At 71.3% G+C, this 18,811-nt stretch carries 15 protein-coding genes; 8 read left to right on the top strand and 7 right to left on the bottom strand.

Annotated elements, in window-relative coordinates; all coding sequences use genetic code 11:
* Positions 1-106 precede the first annotated feature (106 nt).
* Positions 107-652: an ATP-binding protein gene (locus tag FEF34_RS08040; RefSeq protein WP_138052525.1), complete on the top strand. Its 546-nt coding sequence runs from the start codon at positions 107-109 to the stop codon at positions 650-652.
* A gap of 75 nt (positions 653-727) precedes the next feature.
* On the opposite strand, the gene FEF34_RS08035 is transcribed toward FEF34_RS08040, so the two are convergent.
* The gene (locus FEF34_RS08035; protein WP_138052524.1) at positions 728-1,132 is read right to left on the bottom strand and encodes a VOC family protein; all 405 of its coding nucleotides are present in this window, start codon (positions 1,130-1,132) and stop codon (positions 728-730) included.
* Positions 1,133-1,195: 63 nt separating this feature from the next.
* On the opposite strand from FEF34_RS08035, the gene FEF34_RS08030 reads away from it, so the two are divergent.
* A complete protein-coding gene (locus tag FEF34_RS08030) occupies positions 1,196-1,831 on the top strand; it encodes a nucleoside/nucleotide kinase family protein (RefSeq protein ID WP_138052523.1) in 636 nt (211 codons plus the stop codon).
* Between the two features lie 39 nt (positions 1,832-1,870).
* On the opposite strand, the gene FEF34_RS08025 is transcribed toward FEF34_RS08030, so the two are convergent.
* Both FEF34_RS08025 and FEF34_RS08020 read right to left on the bottom strand, forming a co-directional pair.
* Complete coding sequence (locus FEF34_RS08025) at positions 1,871-2,407, bottom strand: SMI1/KNR4 family protein (RefSeq protein ID WP_138052522.1); 537 nt, start codon at positions 2,405-2,407, stop codon at positions 1,871-1,873.
* Positions 2,408-2,457: 50 nt separating this feature from the next.
* The gene (locus FEF34_RS08020) at positions 2,458-3,291 is read right to left on the bottom strand and encodes an oxidoreductase (RefSeq protein ID WP_138052521.1); all 834 of its coding nucleotides are present in this window, start codon (positions 3,289-3,291) and stop codon (positions 2,458-2,460) included.
* 127 nt (positions 3,292-3,418) lie between these two features.
* Between FEF34_RS08020 and FEF34_RS08015 the strand changes: the two genes are divergently transcribed.
* The 3 genes from FEF34_RS08015 (at position 3,419) to FEF34_RS08005 (ending at position 6,775) form a co-directional block, all read left to right on the top strand.
* Positions 3,419-4,063, top strand: a complete 645-nt coding sequence (locus tag FEF34_RS08015; protein WP_234042327.1) for a TetR/AcrR family transcriptional regulator — start codon at positions 3,419-3,421, stop codon at positions 4,061-4,063.
* 261 nt (positions 4,064-4,324) lie between these two features.
* Positions 4,325-5,284, top strand: coding sequence for a hypothetical protein (locus tag FEF34_RS08010; RefSeq protein WP_138052520.1), 960 nt, complete (start codon positions 4,325-4,327; stop codon positions 5,282-5,284).
* A gap of 354 nt (positions 5,285-5,638) precedes the next feature.
* Positions 5,639-6,775, top strand: a complete 1,137-nt coding sequence (locus FEF34_RS08005; RefSeq protein ID WP_138052519.1) for an aminopeptidase P family protein — start codon at positions 5,639-5,641, stop codon at positions 6,773-6,775.
* Between the two features lie 165 nt (positions 6,776-6,940).
* On the opposite strand, the gene FEF34_RS08000 is transcribed toward FEF34_RS08005, so the two are convergent.
* From FEF34_RS08000 to FEF34_RS07990, 3 genes are all read right to left on the bottom strand, one after another.
* Positions 6,941-8,290, bottom strand: coding sequence for an ISL3 family transposase (locus FEF34_RS08000; RefSeq protein ID WP_199800618.1), 1,350 nt, complete (start codon positions 8,288-8,290; stop codon positions 6,941-6,943).
* A gap of 202 nt (positions 8,291-8,492) precedes the next feature.
* Positions 8,493-8,786 carry a hypothetical protein gene (locus FEF34_RS07995; protein WP_234042326.1) on the bottom strand — a complete coding sequence of 98 codons (294 nt, stop codon included), beginning with the start codon at positions 8,784-8,786 and terminating at the stop codon, positions 8,493-8,495.
* Entirely contained in the window at positions 8,780-12,631 is a 3,852-nt protein-coding gene (locus FEF34_RS07990; protein WP_234042325.1) for a polymorphic toxin-type HINT domain-containing protein, read from the bottom strand. Before FEF34_RS07990 ends, FEF34_RS07995 begins: the two co-directional genes overlap by 7 nt.
* A 308-nt stretch (positions 12,632-12,939) precedes the next feature.
* On the opposite strand from FEF34_RS07990, the gene FEF34_RS07985 reads away from it, so the two are divergent.
* Both FEF34_RS07985 and FEF34_RS07980 read left to right on the top strand, forming a co-directional pair.
* Complete coding sequence (locus FEF34_RS07985) at positions 12,940-13,443, top strand: hypothetical protein (protein WP_138052518.1); 504 nt, start codon at positions 12,940-12,942, stop codon at positions 13,441-13,443.
* A gap of 150 nt (positions 13,444-13,593) precedes the next feature.
* Positions 13,594-15,102 carry an FG-GAP-like repeat-containing protein gene (locus FEF34_RS07980; protein ID WP_138052517.1) on the top strand — a complete coding sequence of 503 codons (1,509 nt, stop codon included), beginning with the start codon at positions 13,594-13,596 and terminating at the stop codon, positions 15,100-15,102.
* A gap of 203 nt (positions 15,103-15,305) precedes the next feature.
* On the opposite strand, the gene treZ is transcribed toward FEF34_RS07980, so the two are convergent.
* Entirely contained in the window at positions 15,306-17,057 is a 1,752-nt protein-coding gene (gene treZ / locus FEF34_RS07975; RefSeq protein ID WP_138057358.1) for a malto-oligosyltrehalose trehalohydrolase, read from the bottom strand.
* Positions 17,058-17,229: 172 nt separating this feature from the next.
* Between treZ and FEF34_RS07970 the strand changes: the two genes are divergently transcribed.
* Entirely contained in the window at positions 17,230-18,606 is a 1,377-nt protein-coding gene (locus tag FEF34_RS07970; protein ID WP_138052516.1) for a GH1 family beta-glucosidase, read from the top strand.
* The last annotated feature ends 205 nt before the right edge of the window (positions 18,607-18,811 follow it).

The raw sequence follows: 18,811 nt of genomic DNA, 5'->3' as shown, positions 1-18,811 counted from the left end.
TCACGGATGGTGACGCGTACCGTCCACCGGTAGTGCGCGTACGCTGACGCAGCGTACGCGGCCGTCCTCTGGAGAAACCCCTGGTCCGGCCGTCAGATTGGGGTCCATGACCGCACCGGCCACCCCACCGACCGCCACCGCCGCGCCCCAACCGCCCGTCACCGTACGTGTGTTCACACAGCGCTTCAGCTCCACACCGCGCGGCGCCCGGCTCGCCCGGCACCTGGCGCTCCACCAGCTCCACTCCTGGGGCGTTCCGCACGGGACGGAGCTGTCCGAGACCGCGGCCGTGCTGGTCGCGGAACTGGCGGCGAACGCGGTGACGCACGGCCGGGTGCCGGGGCGGGACTTCGAGCTGAGGCTCGCCCTCGCGCCGGGGACGCTCACCGTCGACGTGTCGGACGCCCGGGGCGAGCGCCGCCCGCCCCGGCCCGGAGCGACCGGCTTCCCGGACGGCGCGGCCGGTGACACGGAGACCGGCCGGGGCCTGGTGCTCGTCGCGGCGCTCGCCGACCGGTGGTCCGTCCTCGACCGCGTACCGGTAGGGAAGACCGTGCGCGCCGAGATGGACCTTGCAGTGGTGAGCGCCCGGAGCGCCCGTCCGACGCGAACGCCGGGTGCCGGTGCGGACGGGACCGGCGGGCCCGCGTGAACGGAAACGCCGCCGCCCGCGTGAACGCGAATGCCGGGTACCCGTGCGGACCGGAGACCGGGACCTCGCGGGTCGCTACGCGGGCTGCAGCAGGTCCCAGCGGTTGCCGTAGAGGTCCTCGAAGACGGCGACCGAACCGTACGGCTCGTGGCGGGGCTCCTCCAGGAAGCGGACGCCCGCCGCCGTCATCCGGGCGTGGTCGCGGGCGAAGTCGTCGGTGTGGAGGAAGAAGCCGACCCGGCCGCCGGTCTGTGCGCCGACGCTCGCCGACTGCTCGTCATCGCTCGCCCGCGCCAGCAGCAGGTCCGTGCCGCCCGTTTCGCCACCCGGCCGGACCACGACCCAGCGTGAACCGTCGCCCCGGTCGGTGTCCTCGACGAGGGCGAAGCCGAGGGCGTCCCGGTAGAAGGCGATGGCCTCGTCGTAGTCACGGACGACGAGCGTGACGAGGGCGATGCGGGGGAGCGGTGCGGTGGACACTTGGGTCGGGTCTCCTTGCTCGGGGGCGGTCCAGTATCACCGACGCTGTGCACAATGCCTCGCATGGACCCGTCGATCGAGCAGCTCACCGACCGTGCCCGGCGGCTCGCCCGCCCCGGTGCGCGGCACCTCCTCGGCATCGCCGGGCCGCCGGGGGCGGGCAAGTCGACGCTCGCCGCGGAGCTCGTGTCGCGACTCGGCCCGGGGCGTGCCGTGCTCGTCCCCATGGACGGCTTCCACCTCGCCGGGGCCGAGCTGGAGCGGCTCGGCCGGGCTCGGCGCAAGGGCGCCCGGGACACCTTCGACGCCGCCGGATACGCGGCACTGCTGACCCGCCTCCGCAGCCCCGAGGCGGGCACGGCGGTGTACGCGCCTGCCTTCGACCGGACGTTGGAGGAGCCGGTCGCGGGCAGCATCCCGGTCGCTCCGGACGTCCCACTCATCGTCACCGAGGGCAACTACCTGCTGCACGACGAGGGGGCCTGGTCGCGGATCCGTGCGCTGCTCGACGAGGTCTGGTACCTGGAACTGCCCGACGCGGTACGGGTGCCCCGGCTCGTCGACCGGCACGTCCGCTTCGGCAAGGACCGCGCGTACGCCGAACGCTGGGTCCGCGAATCCGACGAGCTCAACGCCCGGCTGGTGGCGCGCGGCCGGCACCGCGCCCATCTGACGGTGCTGATGGGACCTGGTGCCTGAGGTCTGAGCCGCCCCGCTGCCGTGCGCACGGCCCCCGCCTCAGCGGCAGAGCGCGTCGATGTCGTCGGAGAACGTGGGGAATTCCGCGCCGGCCTCGTCGATGATCTGCCCCGCGGCCCGGCGCGGGGCCGTCGCGTGCCGCTCGGCGAGGGCGGCCAGGTCCGGGTCGGCGTTCGGACGTGCCTCGCGCTCCCCGAACTCGACGGCCTCCAAGGGGCCTATGCCGTCGGCCAGCACCCAGAGGAAGTCCGACAGGTTCCCTGCCACGACGCCGCGCTCGCCCTCCGAACCCATGAACACCGCGGGCTGTTCGGCCGGCGGCCGGCCGGGGCGGGCGAACCATATGGCGGCGAGGCCGCCGGAACCGTCCTGGCCGAAGACCCGGAAGGCGTCCCCGTCCAGTTCGTGGTTGCCGGTCCAGTGGCGCAGCCAGTCGGTCGTCTTCTCCGCGGAGTCGAAGGCGGCGTACGGCTCGAAGTCGACGCCGTCGCCGTCCTCTCCGTACACGAACTCCACCTTGGCCACCTCGGCCAGAGCAGCCGGGAAGGCGCGGTCGTCGACGGTCGTCTCGGTCATGCGTGAACCGTAACCGGCCCCACTGACACAGCCGTCCGTGCCCGGCCGCGCTATGCGCCGAGGCTGCCCATCGCGCGTCCGATGAGTGCGTCGTACGCCCGGTCGGGCAGGACGCGGCGGGTCAGGATCAGCGGCTTGGCGCCCATGCCCACCGCGTAACGGGTCCTGGGGCGGCGGCTGGTGGCGGCGCGGCCGATGGCGCGGGCGACGACCGACGGGGACGAGGACCGGCGCGCGTTGCTCTCCGACTCCAGCGCCGCGGCCATGGACTCGATCTGCGCGGCGTACGCGCTGTCGCCGCTCACCTTGCGGAGCCGGTCGGCCGCGATTCCGCTCCACTCGGTACGGATGGCGCCCGGCTCGACGATGACCACGTCGATGCCGAAGGGCCTGACCTCCATGCGGAGGGAGTCGCTGAAGCCTTCGAGCGCGAACTTCGTGCCGTGGTACCAGGCGCCCAGCGGGGTGTGGATCCTGCCGCCCATCGAGGTGATGTTGATGATGCGGCCGCTGCGGTGGGAGCGCATGTGCGGCAGCACGAGCTGGGTCAGCCGGGCGGCGCCGAAGACGTTGACCTCGAACTGGTACCGGGCCTCGTCCAGGGCCACGTCCTCGACGGGGCCGTACGAGCCGTACCCGGCGTTGTTGACGAGGACGTCGATCCGGCCGGTCTCGGCCACGATCCGGTCCACTCCGGCGCGCAGCGAGTTCTCGTCGGTGACATCCATGGCGATCGTGCGGATCCCCCGCTCGGCCAGGGCGGACATCCGCTCGACGCGGCGGGCGGCGCCGTAGACGGTGAATCCGCGGGTGTGCAGTTCGAGGGCGGCGGCTTCGCCGATCCCGGACGAAGCTCCGGTGATCAGGGCGACCTTGTTCGGCATCGCGGGTCCTCCGGTGGGGTTGGGGGCGGCAATAAAGTGAACCATGGCTCACCATCATCCTGAGTGCTGGTTCATGTTTGCGCAAGCGGAGGGAGTGTGATCCTGAACTACAATTCATGTTCCTGTCGTGGACGCGGCGCCGCGGACCCCGGCGCGAGAGGTCGTCCCCCTGGCCGACTTGGAGGACCCGATGGCCGGTTCCCGCCCCCTGCGTGCCGACGCCGTCCGCAACCGGACGAAGATCCTGGCCGCCGCGCGCGAGCAGATCACCCGCCACGGGCCCGACGTCCCGATGGACGCCATCGCCGAGGCGGCGGGCGTGGCCGTGGGCACGCTCTACCGCCACTTCCCGACCAAGACGGACCTGGTGGGGGCCGTCATCGCCGAGCACAGCGAGATCATCACCGGCGAGATCGAAGCCGCGGCTGCGCGGGTCGGGGAGGGCTCCCGGGCGATGGCGGAGATCACCCGCCTGGCCGAGCGCACGGTCGAGGCGTCGGCCCGGGACCGCAGCGTCAAGGCGGCGGCCCAGACCCTGGGCGCCGCACACTGGACCGAGCAGCAGGAAGAGCGGTTCAGGGGCGCGATGGAGCGGATCATCGCCGCCGCCGTGTCCGACGGGGACCTCCACCCCGACGTCACCGTCGACGATTTCCTGATGCTCATCCTCACCGCCCCCACCGACCAGGAGCCCGCCGTACGGGACCGCTGGCTCACCCTCTTCCTGGCCGGGTTCACCGTCCAATCGCGCGAGAGGAACGCCGGGGACTGACCGCCGCACACCCTCCCCGGGACCCGGCCCGGCCGGTGGACGTCCGCTCGGGAACCCCGAGGGCGTGCCGCGGCACCGGCAGGCATGCGGCCCCGTGGCCCCGTGGCCCCGAGGGGCGCGCGGGCGTCGCCCGGGTCTGGCAAGCGGGGCCCGTGGTGCGGTCGGTACGCTCGAAACCTGAGCACACCCAGAGGAAAACCGAGCACACGCAACACCCGAGCAATCAGGATCCGATCCCACACAGGATGAGCGGGGGCCGACGTGAGGCTGTTCCGGCGAGGGCCGAAGCGGGACGGGGAGGACGCGCCCCGGGACGCGGAGTTCGCCTTCTTCTCGGTGGCGGAGGGTGCACGCTTCCGCGGCCAGGTCCGGGAGGCGTTCGCCGAGCGCGGCCTGGAGGTCACCGTCTACTCCGACGTCGTCACCGACAGCGCCGGACGCCAGTTCGGGCTCGGCAACCTCGCCGCGGTGTGCCACAACGAGGAGCGGGGCCCCCGCGTCTGGCCCAAGGTCATCCGCGGCCACGTCGGCATGGTGCTGCGCACCATGGACGCGCCGTCCGCGCTCGACACCCTGCCGCCCGACCAGATCCGGTCCCAGCTGTACCCGCGGGTGATCGGCTCCGAGGGCCTGGACAGGGAAACGTTCCGCTACGCCCGCGCACTCGCGCCGGGACTGAGCGAGGTGCTCGCGCTCGACCTGCCCGAGAGCGTGATGATCCTGACCGACGACGCCCTCGAGCCGCTCGGGGACGTGCCGGTGCTGCGCGAGCGCGCGATGGCCAATCTGCGGGACCTCCCCGTGGAGGGCCACCAGACCATCAAGGACGCCGGGGGCATGCGCCTGGAGGTGGTGGTGGGCGACTCCTTCTACACGGCCAGCCGCGTCCTCGTGCTGGACGCGCTCGTCCGCCAGGTCACCGGGCAGCAGATCACCGACGACGGCGCGCTGGTCGCACTGCCCTTCCGGCACCAGATCGCCTTCCACGTCATCCGCGACGCCGGTGTCATCCCGTCCCTGAACGCGCTGGCCGCCTTCGCCGCGTCCGGGTACGCCGACACGCCGGGGGCGATCACCCCGTACGTCTACTGGTGGCGGGCCGGGGCGCTGACCCAGCTCAGCGACCATGACGAGGGCGGCGAGGGGCTGAGGATCGTGGTCGGCGAGGACTTCCAGGACATGCTGCAACGTCTCGTGGCACGGCATACCGGCGACGACTGACACCGACCCCAGGCCCGGCCAGTGTGCCGGGGTCGGGTCCCGGGGTCGGGCCCCGGGATCGGGCCCCGGGATCGGGCCGTTCCGAGGGCCCCGGCCCGGCGAACCGGGGAGGCCGTCCCGGCGAGGACACCGACGCACCCGACCCGGGAACCCCGACCGGGCACGGGAACCCCGTCCCGGCGAGGACACCGACGCACCCGACCCGGGAACCCCGACCCGACCCGGGAACCCCGACCCGACCCGGGAACCCCGTCCCGGCGAGGACACCGACGCACCCGACCCGGGAACCCCGACCGGGCACGGGACCGCGACCCGACCGACCGGGGACGAGTACCGAACGCAGGAGGAGAGCCCATGCCCAGCACCGCAGAGTCCGCGACGCCGGCGCCCTTCACCGCCGACGACTACCGGGCGCGGATGGCCCGGGCCGCCCGGTCCGCCGCCGAGGCCGGGCTCTCCGGTCTCCTCGTGGCCCCCGGCCCGGACCTGGTCCACCTCACCGGCTACCAGCCCGTGCCGACCGAACGGCTGACCTTCCTGGTCCTCGTCGAGGGCCAGGACCCGGTGCTGGTCGTGCCGACCCTGGAAGCCCCGGACGTGGCGAGCGCGGCCGGAGGAGCCGCGCTCAGGCTGCGCGACTGGACCGACGGCAAGGACCCGTACGCCGTCACCGCCGCACTGCTCGAAGGCCGCGGCCGCTACGGGATCAGCGACAACGCCTGGGCCATGCACCTGCTCGGCATGCAGCGCGAACTGCCCGGCACGACGTACACCTCGCTCACCCGGACCCTGCCCATGCTGCGCGCGGTCAAGGACGAGCGGGAGCTGGCCCGGCTTGCGGCGGCCGGGGCAGCCGCCGACGAGACGTACCGCGAGATCCTCAAGGTGCGCTTCTCCGGCCGCAGGGAGACCGACGTGGCCGCCGACCTCGCCGGACTGCTGCTGCGTTTCGGGCACTCGCAGGTGGACTTCACCGTCGTCGGATCGGGCCCGAACGGGGCGAACCCGCACCACGAGGCCGGTGAACGCACGATCGAGGAAGGCGACATGGTCGTCCTCGACTTCGGAGGGCTCAAACACGGCTACGGCTCCGACACCAGCCGGACCGTCCACGTCGGGGAGCCGACCGAAGAGGAGCGGCGGGTCCACGACGTCGTGCGCGAGGCGCAGCAGGCCGGGTACGAGGCGGTCCGGCCGGGTGCCGCCTGCCAGGACGTCGACCGGGCGGCGCGCGCGGTGATCGACGACGCCGGCTACGGGGCGTACTTCGTCCACCGCACCGGCCACGGGATCGGCGTCACCACGCACGAGCCGCCGTACATGATCGAGGGGGAGGAGCAGCCGCTGGTCCCGGGGATGTGCTTCTCCGTGGAGCCCGGCATCTATCTCCCCGGCCGCTTCGGGGTGCGGATCGAGGACATCGTGACCGTCACGGAGACGGGCGGCCGGCGGCTGAACAACACGCCGCGCGAGCTGGCGATCGTCGAGTAGGGAGGCGCCGTGCGGGGGCGCGCCGGGCCGTCGCCGAGGTGACCGGCACGTTAGGGATCCCGTGAACTTCCAGAAGATGGAGGCCCGCACGGTCCTCACTAGCCGATAGGCCCTGCCAGACCAGATCCGGCAGGGCCTATTGACCACCATAGGGGGTCTTCGAATTTAGTGGGGGTGCGCCTGCCGTCGGCTCCGGCGGGTGGTCGCACAGCGTGAGCGTAGGCGCTGGTTGGCGCGGTTGCGGAAGCCGAAGGCGTTACGCGCTTCGAGCTTGATGAGGCGGTTGTTGCCTTCGGAGGCGGCGTTGGTGATGCCGGTGGTCAGGTAGGTCTCGATGCCGTCCCACCACTGCTCGATGGTCTCGGCGAGGGTGAGGAGTTCGTGCAGGTGGGCGTGGTCGGCGACGTGGGTGAAGAAGCGGTGGCGGGCGGCGGAGATCGCGGAGCGGTCGGGGGCGTGGTGGGTGCGGCTGACGGCCAGGCCGAGGAGGTCGCGCAGGAGTTCCTTGGCCTGCCAGGCCGCGTGGATCTGCCGGCCGTAGGTACCCATGTACTCCAACTCGGTCTTCAGGAGGAGGCGTTGGTCTTCGGTGAGGTCTTCTTTGTTGCGGCGCAGGAGTTTGCGGACGGTGTAGATGCCGTCGCCCTTGCGGGCCCGGCGGCCGTGCTGCCGCCAGGTGAGGCGTCGGCGCAGGTCGGCGAGGTGGCGCTGGGCGAGTTGCACGATGTGGAAGCAGTCGACGACCACGGTCGCGTGCGGCAGGGCACGGTGGACGGCGGCGCGGAAGGTGGAACACAGGTCGATGGCGACGTAGCGCACCTGTGCCCGCCAGGATGCGGGCTGGGAGCTGAGCCAGTCGGCGACCGAGGTGGCGTTGCGGCCTTCGACCTGCCCGAACAGTCCTTGCCCGCCGATCGCGTCGACGAAGCCGATGTGCCAGGCGTCCGCGACCAGTTCCCACTTCTGCGTGGCCGGGTTCTGGGCCCAGACCGGCTTGCCCCGCCGGGTCTCGTCGATCCCGACCGCCTCGGTCGCGGGCGGCGTCTCGGGCAGGACCGTCGCGGCGTAGTCCTCAAAGCATCGCTGCACGATGGGCCAGCTCAAGGACAGGTCGCGGCCGGCCTGCACGACGGTGCGGGATCCGTCGCAGACCGCGGCCCCCGCCGCCCGGCGCAGGGCGGTGGTGGTGCGCATCCCGGCGGGCACCGCGTGGATCGCCTCGGTGAACGAGCCGCGCTCGCACGCGGGTTCGGCGCAGTACCAGCGTGCCTTGCGCCACCGGATACTCACAGGGCGTCCACCGCAGGGCAGGTGCCGGGGCCGGGTGGTGCGGTAGTCCTTCAGCCGGGTGGCGAAGACCCCGCACGAGGGGCAGGCCCGGGCGGAGTCCTCGCTCGTGACCACGTACACCGTCGAACCGCCCGCCCCGTCGTCCTTGACCTGCGTCACACTCACCCCCTCCAGCCCCAGAAGTCGCGTTGCCGCTTCGTTGATGCCGGTATCGTCGCTGTTCAAGCCCGTGGGGTTTCATGATCGGTTGCCTAGACAACAACCATGATCACGAAGGCCCGCGGGCTCCTTGCGTCCAGGGCGCCCGCACCCCAACCACCTCACACAGCGTGACCGGCGAGCGCGCCCGTCACCGCCGCACCCCCCACTAAATTCGAAGACCCACCATAGGTGCACCTTCTCGTCCTTACGAACCCTTCACAACGGCTCAGGACGTGGCTTCGTCCCCAATGGCGCGTAGAACCTCGGCAAGCCAGACGAATCCGTACCCCACCACGCGGTCGGGATCCGCGAGCATGCCTTCAAGCTGGCTCCACGACTCGGAGAGCATGCCGATGGTGAGTTCCCCGGGCTCGCTGTAGACCTCGTAGGCCTCGTCCGAGGCAATGGACCAGAACGCTTCCCTATTGACTCGTACTACCTCCTCGTCGGCGCACACTCTCTTAATCAGCAGATCGAACACGTCCTTGAGCTTTTCAACAGGGATCTCGACCATCAGCATTTCCCGGAGATTTTTGCGATGTTGTCGCGGAAGGTCTGGATTTCTTTTCTCAGGTGCCTGGTGCGCCCGTCGATGATCCGCTGGCGCACTTCTTCACTCGGCGCATTCTTGAGAAAGCCCTTGTTGTCGTAGGCATCTGGGTCAGCCAGGTACTTACGGAGCTTTTCCTCATGCTCTTCGATCAGCTTGCGGTACGACTCGATGGATTTCTGCTGCTCAGGAGTCAGACCGTCGTCGGCATTGTGGACCAGGACCGGAGTCCTGCCCGCCAGCACATAGTACGTGTGCAGGTCGTTGACGTTGAGGTTGTAGGCGGGGGCGAGTCCGGTCCAGTGACGGACGGCGTTGATCTGTGCCGTGCCGCCATCGGGGGTGCGGAGGGTGTCCTGCGAGGTGAGGTCGGCGGCGTTCTTCCACGTCTTGTCGTTCTCGGTCCAGAAGGGGTGGTGGCTGGTCGCGGTGAGGGAGCCGTCACCGTTGGTCTGGTCGAGAGTGATGCCGGTGAAGTCGCGGTCGTCGGGGGTGTAGATGGTCGCGTCGACGCGGCGCGGGCCGGTTTCCCCTGTTTCGGGGTCGGTGGCCAGGACGTGGTCGCCGACCTTGACTTGTTCGATCGGGCGTGGGGTGCGGTCGCCCATGAGGACGGAAGTGCCAGCAGGGAAGCTGTCCTTCTTGGCCCCCTTGACGAGGCACTCGCCCACTTCCTTGCCCCGGCGGGTTCCCTTGGCGGCGTCCTCGACGGCATCGGCGCCCTTCTTGATGATTTTGAGCTTGCCGGCGGGTGTGACGGCGACGACTGCCATGGCGCAGTCGCCCCAGGAGGGGTTCTTGACGCATTTCTCGATGTCGGCGCCGCCCACGAGTTCCCATACGAGGTCGTCGAGGCCGAAGGCGTCGCTTTCCTCGCAGGGGTTGGGGTGGGCGTAGCCGGCCACCATCGTGTAGCCGCAGGCGCCGGGTTCTTTCCGGGCCTCCTCGGCCTTCCGGGCTTCTTCGGCCCTGCGCTTGGCTTCGGCGATTTCCGCTTCACGCTTGCGCTTGACGTCGGTCCATGCCTGGCTCGCGGCCGCGTCGGCTTCCGCCTGGCTCTTGCCGGCTGCGATCGCGGCGTAGCGGGCGTCCCCCGCCGAGTCGCTGGCTTCCCTGGCGGACTGGCGGGCGTATTCGGCGGAGAACTCGGCCTGTGCGGCGGAGGTTTCGGCGGCGTCCGCGTCGCGGTTGGCGGCGTCGGCGGCGTTGCGTGCGGTGGTGGCGGACTTGCGTGCCTGGTCGGCGCTGACCGCGGCGGCGTCGGCGGACTTCTTGGCCGCGGCCGCGTAGCCATTGGCCGCAGCAACGGACTTCTTGGCTTCGCCGGCGGCGTTGGCCGCTTCGGTGGCGGCCTTGTTGGCCTTGGCAGCGGCTTCGGCGGCGCGCCAGCGGTTGGCCTGGGCGTTGGCGGCGATGATCTCGCCTTCGGCGAGGAGCCGTCCGATCTGGGCGCGGTGGGTGGCGGTGAGGTCGTCCTTGCGGGTGGCGGTGTACTGGCCGACGGCTGTGAACTCGTGGAGCTTGCCCGGGGGGCCCGCCAGGGCTGCCTTGGCCGCTGCCTTGACCTCTTCGCCTCCACCGTTGACGAGCTTGGAGGCGATGACCTCTTCGTCGGTCACGCGGGCGGTGTACTGGTCGACTTCCATGAAGGCCGCAAGGGCCTTGCCGCTGCCGTCCTTCAGGGCGATCTTGGAGGCGTCCTTGACGCTGGTCCCGCCGAAGTTGTTGACCTTGGACACGGCGACGGCGAGGTCGGTCTCGGCGACGGTGTACTGGCCGTCGGCGTAGAAGGCGGCGATCTGTTCCGGGGTGCCCTTGAGTGCTTCCGCGGCACCCTCCCGTACCGAGGGGTAGGGGCTGTCCGTGCTCAGCCGGAGGACCCTGTCACGCGCCTCTTCGGCGGCTGCGTTCTTCCAGCCGCTGCGCAGGTATTCCAGTACATCGGCGTCCGTACCGCTCAGCGCGTCGGCGGCGGCCTGCTGGTGCCAGGGGCCGCGGAGTTTGAGGGCGTCCAGGGCGAGTTCGCGGCCCTTGGCCGCGGTGGCCGTGACGTTCACGTCCGGCGTGGCCGCCTCGATGGCCAGAGCCTCCGCCGTGCCGTCCAGGGCGCGCGCGTCGCGGACGACGGCCTCGGTGGCGGAGACCACGGCGTCGCTCTGGGCCTTCTCGGTGCGGGCGCGCTCCAGAGCGGCTTCGCCGCGGGAGGCGAGTTCCTCGGTCTCGACGTCCAGGGCGACCTGGTGGACCTGCTTGGCGGTATTGACCGCGGTGGTGGCCGTGTCTGCGGCGGTCTTCGCAGCGGCGGCCCACTTGCGGGAGTCCGCCGCGGCGGACGCGCTCTGCCCGGCGTACTTCGCCGCGAGATCGGCGGCGTCGGCGGCCTTCTCGGCGTGGCCGGCGGCGGAGTTTGCCGCGTCGCGGGCCGCATATGCCTGCTGGGACGCGCGCTGGGCCAGCGCGGTGGCGTTGTTGGCGGCCCGGTTGGCGGCGTTGGCGTGGCGGCGCGCTTCGGCGGCGGCGTTGCGGGCCTCTGCGGAGTGGACGCCGGCGGCCTCGGCATGCCGGTTGGCTTCCTCGGCGGAGTCGGCGGCGGCGTTCGCGTTCGCGCCCGCGCTGCGGGAGGCGGCCGCGGCGACACCGGCGGCGGCGGATGCCTTGGCCGCCTGATCGACGGCGGCAGCCGCGGTGCGGGCCAGCGCGGCTGCCTTGCGGGCGGCGACCGCGTCCTTCTTGGCCGTGTCGGCCTGGCTCGCGTTGCCGGCCGCGGCGATCGCCGACTTGTAGGCGTTGTTGGCCGCGTTCGCCGCTGCTGCGGCGGCGTTCGCGGTCTGCGCCGCGGCGAGCGCGGCGATCCGGGCGGCCCGGTTTGCGGCGTTGGCCGCGCCGATCGCCGTCTGGGCGGCAGCGGCGGCGGCGCGTGCGGACGCGGCGGCCTGCTTGGCCTTGTAGGCGGCGCGGACGGAGTCCTTGCGCGCCGCCTCGGTCTCCCGGGCGGCCTTCGCCGCGGCTTCCTTGGCCAGCTCCGAAGCGGCGATCGCGCGAGCGGACGCCTCCTCGGACTTCTTCGTGGCGGCCTCCGCCTGCAGCCCTGCCTGCTTGGCCTGCTCGGTGAGCTGCTCGATGGTGGCATGCTCCTGGTCGCGGTTGCGGGCGACGAACTGCCCGACGGCCAGGAACTCGGCGATGTCCTCCGGCGTGCCCTTCAGCGCCGCCTTTCCGGCGGCCTTCATGTTCGGCCCACCCGAGTTGATCAGTTTGGAGACCTCGACCTCGTTATCGGTCTCCCGCTCCTTGTACTGACCGGACTCGAGGAATTCCTTGACCGCCTCGGGCCCGGCTTTCAGCGCAGCCTTGCCCGCTTCCCTGACGCCCACACCGCCGAAGTTGATGACACGGGACGCCTCGACCTCCCGGTCCTCCTCCAAAGGCTTCTGCCACCCACTGCGCAGAAACTCCTGCAACTCCTCCGGAGTGCCCTTCAGCGCCTTCTTCGTCGCCTCGCGCACCGCCACGCCGCCGACGTTGTAGACCCGGCTCGCGTCGACATAGTCGTCGTCGTACTCGATGGCGGGCGCCTCGTCCAGGAACTTCCGAACGTCGTCGTCCGAACCCAGCAGCGCCCGCTCAGCCGCCTCCTTGATGCCCGCCCCGCCGGTGTCCCAGTACTGGACAGCCAGGTACCGGCCGATCGAGCCGTCAAGCTCTTCCTCCTGGGCGTGCGCGGGCGTGCTCCCCAGCAAGCCCGCGCCCATCACCACGGGGAGGACGACGCCGCAGACGCCCCTGCGTACCCCTCTCCTTATGCGAGATGACATTCCGGAATTCGGCATTCCGGAGGTTGTTTGCCGCTTCATCGGCACCCCTCGTTCGACCTTCAACTTCGAGCGTGCGCACAACAAGCCCCGCACCCCGGGGGTCAGCCGGGCGTGCTTGTCGTGTGGAAGCGGTGGTCAAAAGGATGAACGGCGTTTCACGTCACCACAGTTGAGAATCCCCGAGCCCCCCGAATGCCCACACCTCCCAAAGGGGTCCGTGTGTGCGCACGGAGCACTCTACATCTGATTTACTCTTGGGTAACTTGCGTGGGGGAGTTCACGCATTCCACTGACCAACAGGGGGAACCATGGCGATCTCGCGTGCCCGCGCGGCGCTCTTCACCACTCTCACCGCCGCGACCGTAGCCGTCGCCGGTATCGCAACGTTCGGCGTGGCGAACGCCGCTCCGCAGGACGGCGGTACACCCTCCGCCACGGAGCTGCCCTACGCCGTGGAGGACTTCACCCACCCCGGTGCCGCGCAGATCCAGCAGGACCAGCAGATCGTCCTCAAGCGCGGCGACGGCCACATCACCCTGGTGCCCTGTGAGGGCACCACCGACATCACGGTCAAGTCCCGCACCGGCAAGAAGAGCTACTGCTTCGACGTCAGCGCCAAGCAGGGCTACCTCACCCTCGAACTACCCGACGCATTCGGCATCTGGACCGAGGCGTACCCGGTGACGGCCACCATCACCGCCGGCAACGAGGAGACCGTCGTCCACGCGGCGGCCAACGACTACCAGCCCATCGGCGAGGCCGGCGACAACGGCGAGCGCTCCGTCCTGGTCGAGCTGCGCGTCACCGGCTGACCCACGGTTTCCGGCTCACAAGACCCTTCCGCAGCCCGGCAGGCAGACGTGCCGCACACCGTCCGCGCCGTGTTCCACGGTGCCTGACGCCGCTTCCGGCTTCCCGCCACGCCTCTGCTCCCGTTACCCCAGACAGGAAAACGCGTCACCTTGTCCCGTACACGCAACCGCTCCATGCTCGCCGCGGCCCTCGCCGCCGTCACCGGCGCCGCCATCCTCACCGGTACGCCCGCCACCGCCGCTACCGGTCCGGACGCCCTCGCCGGCACCGAGGCATCCGTCGCCCGCCTCCACATCGGTGAAGGCGACACCACCCGCTCCTGCTCCGGAGCCCTGGTGGACCGTCAGTGGGTGCTGACCGCCGCGGCCTGCTTCGCCGTCGACCCCGTCAACCCCACCCAGGTCGCCGCGGGCAAGCCGGCCCTCAAGACCACCGCGACCATCGGTCGCAGCTCCCTGACCGGGACCGGCGGACACGCCGCCGACGTCGCGGAGCTCGTGCCCTCTCTCACCGGCGACCTGGTCATGGCCCGCCTCGCGACACCCACCCCCACCGGCATCGCCCCCATCGAACTTGCCGCCTCCCCGGCGGGCGAGGGCGACACCCTGCAGGCGGTCGGCTTCGGCCGCACCAGGACCGAATGGGTGCCCGGAGCGGCCCACACCGCGTCGATGAAGATCAGCGCGCTTTCCGACACCGAGCTCACCCTGGCCGGTGCCACCGCGAACGACGCCCTGTGCAAGGGCGACACCGGCGCCCCCCTGCTACGGGAGGCCGAGGAAGGCGTCGCGCTCGTGGGCATCGCCACCCGCTCACGGCAGGGCGGCTGTCTGGGCGAGTCCGAGACCCGCACCGACGCCGTCGCCACGCGCACGGACGACCTGGCCGACTGGATCGCCACCACCGCGGGGCGGTCGTGGGCGCTGCTGATGACCGCCGCCGACTTCAACGGCGACAAGAAGGCCGACCTGCTCGCGATCGACGCGGCCGACGACTTCCTCTACGCCCAGCCCGGCGACGGCAAGGGCAAGTTCGGCAAGCGCGTCAAGGTCAACGAGGGCAGGTGGACCAACATGCGTCTGCTGGCCGCCACGGACTTCACCGGCGACGGCAAGGCCGACATCCTCGCCGCGAACACCAACGGCAACCTCTACCTCTACCCGGGCAACGGCAGGAACGGCATCACCGGCTCCTCCGTCGTCGCGAGCGGGTGGGGCGGCATACGCCTGATGACCGCCGCCGACTTCAACGGCGACAAGAAGGGCGACCTGATCGCCGCCCACACCAACGGCAACCTCTTCTTCTACCCGGGCAACGGCAAGAACTTCGCCTCGGGGAGCGTGACCAGCACCGGCTGGACCAACATGCGCATGCTCTCCGCCGGGGACTTCACCGGCGACGGCAAGGCAGACATCTACGCCGTCCACAACAGCGGAGACCTGTACCTCTACTCCGGCAAGGGCAACGGCACCTTCAATACCGCGAGCAGGACCGGCCGTGGCTGGCAGAGCATGCGCCTGCTCTCCGAAGCCGACTTCAACGGCGACCAGAAGAGCGACCTGATCGCCATCCACACCAACGGCAGCATCTACGCCTACCCCGGCAACGACAAGGGCGGCTTCGGCACCCCCGTCGTCACCCCGGCGCCTGCCACCTGATCCGCACGTGCCCGGCCGCACGCGGTGCAGGAGGGGAGAGCCACCATCCCACCCGATCCGCAAGCCGGGCCTCGAAGGGGCCGACCCCCTACGAGACCCTGTTGAGAAGCGGCCATGTGCTGCGAACCCGGTCCGTTCCACCTCGTCCTTGTGGAACGGACCGACGTCGTTGTCCGATGTGAGGTGCGTGCAGCCCTGCCGTGTCACGCGTCGTGCAGCACCACGCACGACTCGCCCGCCAGTTCCAGCACGCCCTCCGGCCCCGCCGGCCCGGTCTCGCCCCAGGCGGCGAGCACCCGACCGCCCCCCGCCCCCAGCGGGATCGTGACGGGCTCCTCGCCGAGGTTGACCGCGACCCGAATGTCGCCCCGGCGGAAGACGAACCAGCGCGCCTCCTCGTCGTAGGCGACCCGCACGGCCGCGAGGTCCGGGTCGGACAGGTCGGGCTCGCCCCGGCGCAGGGCGATCAGCTCCCGGTACCAGGCCAGGAGCCGGGCATGGGGTTCGCGGTCCCGCTCGGAGCGGTCCAGGCAGGAGCGTCGCCGGGTGGCGCGGTCCTGCGGGTCGGGGATGTCCTGCGCCGCCCAACCGGTCCCGGCGAACTCCCGCCGTCTGCCCTGCCGTACCGCCTCCGCGAGTTCCGGGTCGGTGTGGTCGGTGAAGAACTGCCACGGCGTACGGGCGCCCCACTCCTCGCCCATGAACAGCATCGGGACGAACGGCCCCGTCAGCACCAGCACCGCCGCGCAGGCCAGAAGTCCGGGCGGGAGGGCCGACGAGAGCCGGTCGCCGGTCGCGCGGTTGCCGATCTGGTCGTGCGTCTGGGCGTAGCCGACGAACCGGTGCGCGGGTGTGCGGACGAGGTCGACGGGACGGCCGTGCGTACGGCCGCGGAACGTGGAGTACGTGCCGTCGTGGAAGAAGACGTGGCCGAGGGTCTTGGCGAGCGCGCCGAGCGGCGCGCGTGCGAAGTCGGCGTAGTAGCCCTGCGATTCACCGGTCAGCGAGGCGTGCAGGGCATGGTGGAAGTCGTCGTTCCACTGGGTGTGGACCCCGAGGCCGCCCTCCTCGCGCGGGGTGGTCGTCCTCGGGTCGCACCGGTCCGACTCGGCGATCAGGAACACCGGCCGCCGTACGTCCGCCCCGAACCGGTCCACCGCCGCGGACAGTTCCTCCAGGAACGTCAGCGCCCGGGTGTCGACGAGGGCGTGGACCGCGTCCAGCCGCAGCCCGTCGACGCGGTAGTCCCGCAGCCACGCCAGCGCGCTGCCGATCAGGTACGCGCGCACCTCGTCCGAGCCGGGCGCGTCCAGGTTGATCGCCGAGCCCCAGGGGGTGTGGTGAATGTCCGTCAGATACGGCCCGAACGCGGGAAGATGGTTGCCGGAGGGTCCCAGGTGGTTGTGGACGACGTCCAGGACGACACCGAGCCCGAGACCGTGGGCCGTGTCCACGAAGCGTTTCAGCGCCCCGGGGCCGCCGTACGGCTCGTGCACCGCCCAGGGCGCCACCCCGTCGTAGCCCCAGCCGTGCGTTCCCGGGAAGGGGCACAGCGGCATCAGTTCCACATGGGTGATGCCGAGCTCCGCCAGCTCGCCGAGCGCGGCGGCGGCGGCGTCGAGCGTGCCCTCGGGGGTGTAGGTGCCGATGTGCAGCTCGTACAGGACCGCGCCCGTGAGGTCCCGGCCGCGCCAGTCGTCGCTGCGCCAGACGTAGGTGTCGGGAGCGACCACCGCGCTCGGCCCGTCCGGGCCCTCGGGCTGACGGCGCGAGCGCGGGTCGGGCAGGACGGGTCCGCCGTCGAGCCGGAAGCCGTAGCGGTCCCCGTCACCCGCGTCCGCCTCGGCCGTCCACCAGTCCTCCCGCGACGGATCGCGCTCCATCCCCTGTTCGGTGTCCTCCAGCCACAAGTCGACCCGGTCCTGCGCCCGCGGTGCCCATACCTCGAACAGCACTGGTGATCGATCCCCTGTCATCTCGGCGTCGGTGATGCCGGCGTCGTCATGCGGCCTCCGTCGCCCGGGCGTCCGTCACGCCGGCGGAGTCGTGTCGTCGGCGGCAGTTCTCCCCATCCTGGCAACTTCGCCCTCTGGAGGCGCCGTACTCGCCGGTACTAGGGTCCGCGCCATGACATCGCCCTCCGCGACACCGCTGCCCTCCTTCCCGCCCGGATTCCTGTGGGGTGCCTCGGCGTCCGCGTTCCAGACGGAGGGCGCCGCCGACGCCGACGGCAAGGGCCCCTCCGGCTGGGACGTGTTCGCGGCGGAACCCGGACGGATCAAGGACGGCGCGGACGCCTCCCGCGGAACCGGCTTCCACGCGCGCTACCGCGAGGACGTGGCCCTGCTCGCCGGACTGGGCGCAGGGGCCTTCCGCTTCTCCGTCAGCTGGCCCCGGGTGATACCCGGCGGCAGCGGTCCGGTGAACCCCGCCGGGATCGGCTTCTACGACCGGCTCGTCGACGCACTGTGCGAGCACGGCATCACCCCCGCGCCGACCCTCTACCACTGGGACACCCCGCTGCCCCTGGAAGAGGCCGGCGGGTGGCTCAACCGCGACACCGCCGGCCGGTTCGCCGACTACGCGGCCGTCGTCGCCGAACGGCTCGCCGACCGCGTCCCCATGTGGATCACCGTCAACGAGCCCGCCGAGGTCACCATGCTCGGCTACGCGCTCGGCGAGCACGCCCCCGGCAAGCGGCTCCTCTTCGACGCCCTGCCCGCCGCCCACCACCAGCTCCTCGCCCACGGCCTCGCCGTCCGGGCCCTGCGTGCCGCGGGCGCCGGGAACATCGGCCTCGCCGTGTCCCACTCGCCCGTCCACCCGTCGAGCGACAGCGACGAGGACCGCTCCGCCGCCGAGCTCTACGACACGCTCACCAACCGGCTCTTCTCCGACCCGCTGCTGATGGGCCGCTACCCGGACGGATTCGACGGACTGATGCCGGGGCCGGTCGCCGACGACCTCGCGGTCATCTCCGAGCCGCTGGACTGGTACGGCGTGAACTACTACAGCCCCATGCTGGTCGGCGCACCCGCGACCGACGCGCTCGACTCCTACGCCGGACTCGGCATGCCCGCGGAACTCCCCTTCGGACTCAGGGAGATCGAGGGCGCCGAACGCACCCGCTTCGGATGGCCCGTCGTCCCGGACGGCCTGCGGGAACTGCTCGTCACCCTCAGGGCGCGCTACGGCGACCGCCTGCCGCCCGTCCACATCACGGAGAACGGCTGCTCCTACGACGGCCTCGACGACGACTCCCGGATCGCGTTCCTCGACGGCCATCTGCGAGCCCTGCACCGGGCGGTGGAGGAGGGCGTCGACGTCCGCGGCTACTTCGTCTGGTCGCTCACCGACAACATCGAGTGGGCGGAGGGCGCCTCGCAGCGCTTCGGCCTGGTCCACGTCGACTACGACACCCTGGAGCGCACCACGAAGGCGTCGTACGCGTGGTACCGCGACGTCATCCGCGCCCAGCGGACCGCGTGTCCGCCGCAGCGCTGACCGGCCCGGGGCGCGGCCCCGGGCGCGGAGCGGATCCCGCTCCGCGCGCACCGGGTCAGAAACCGAGGTGGACGCGCTCCTGCACCACGGGTGCCCGGCCTTGGCGAAGGTGGCTGCCATCGAGGTATTGACCGGACTACCGAGCGACTCGCCGGGCCACGGCGCATCCCCCGGTTGGTCTAGTCGATAGATGTTGCGCATCCGA

Origin of the sequence: Streptomyces marianii (assembly GCF_005795905.1) — a bacterium.
In the GTDB taxonomy this organism is placed as follows: Bacteria; Actinomycetota; Actinomycetes; order Streptomycetales; family Streptomycetaceae; genus Streptomyces; species Streptomyces marianii.
This window is presented reverse-complemented; position numbering and strand designations above follow the sequence as displayed.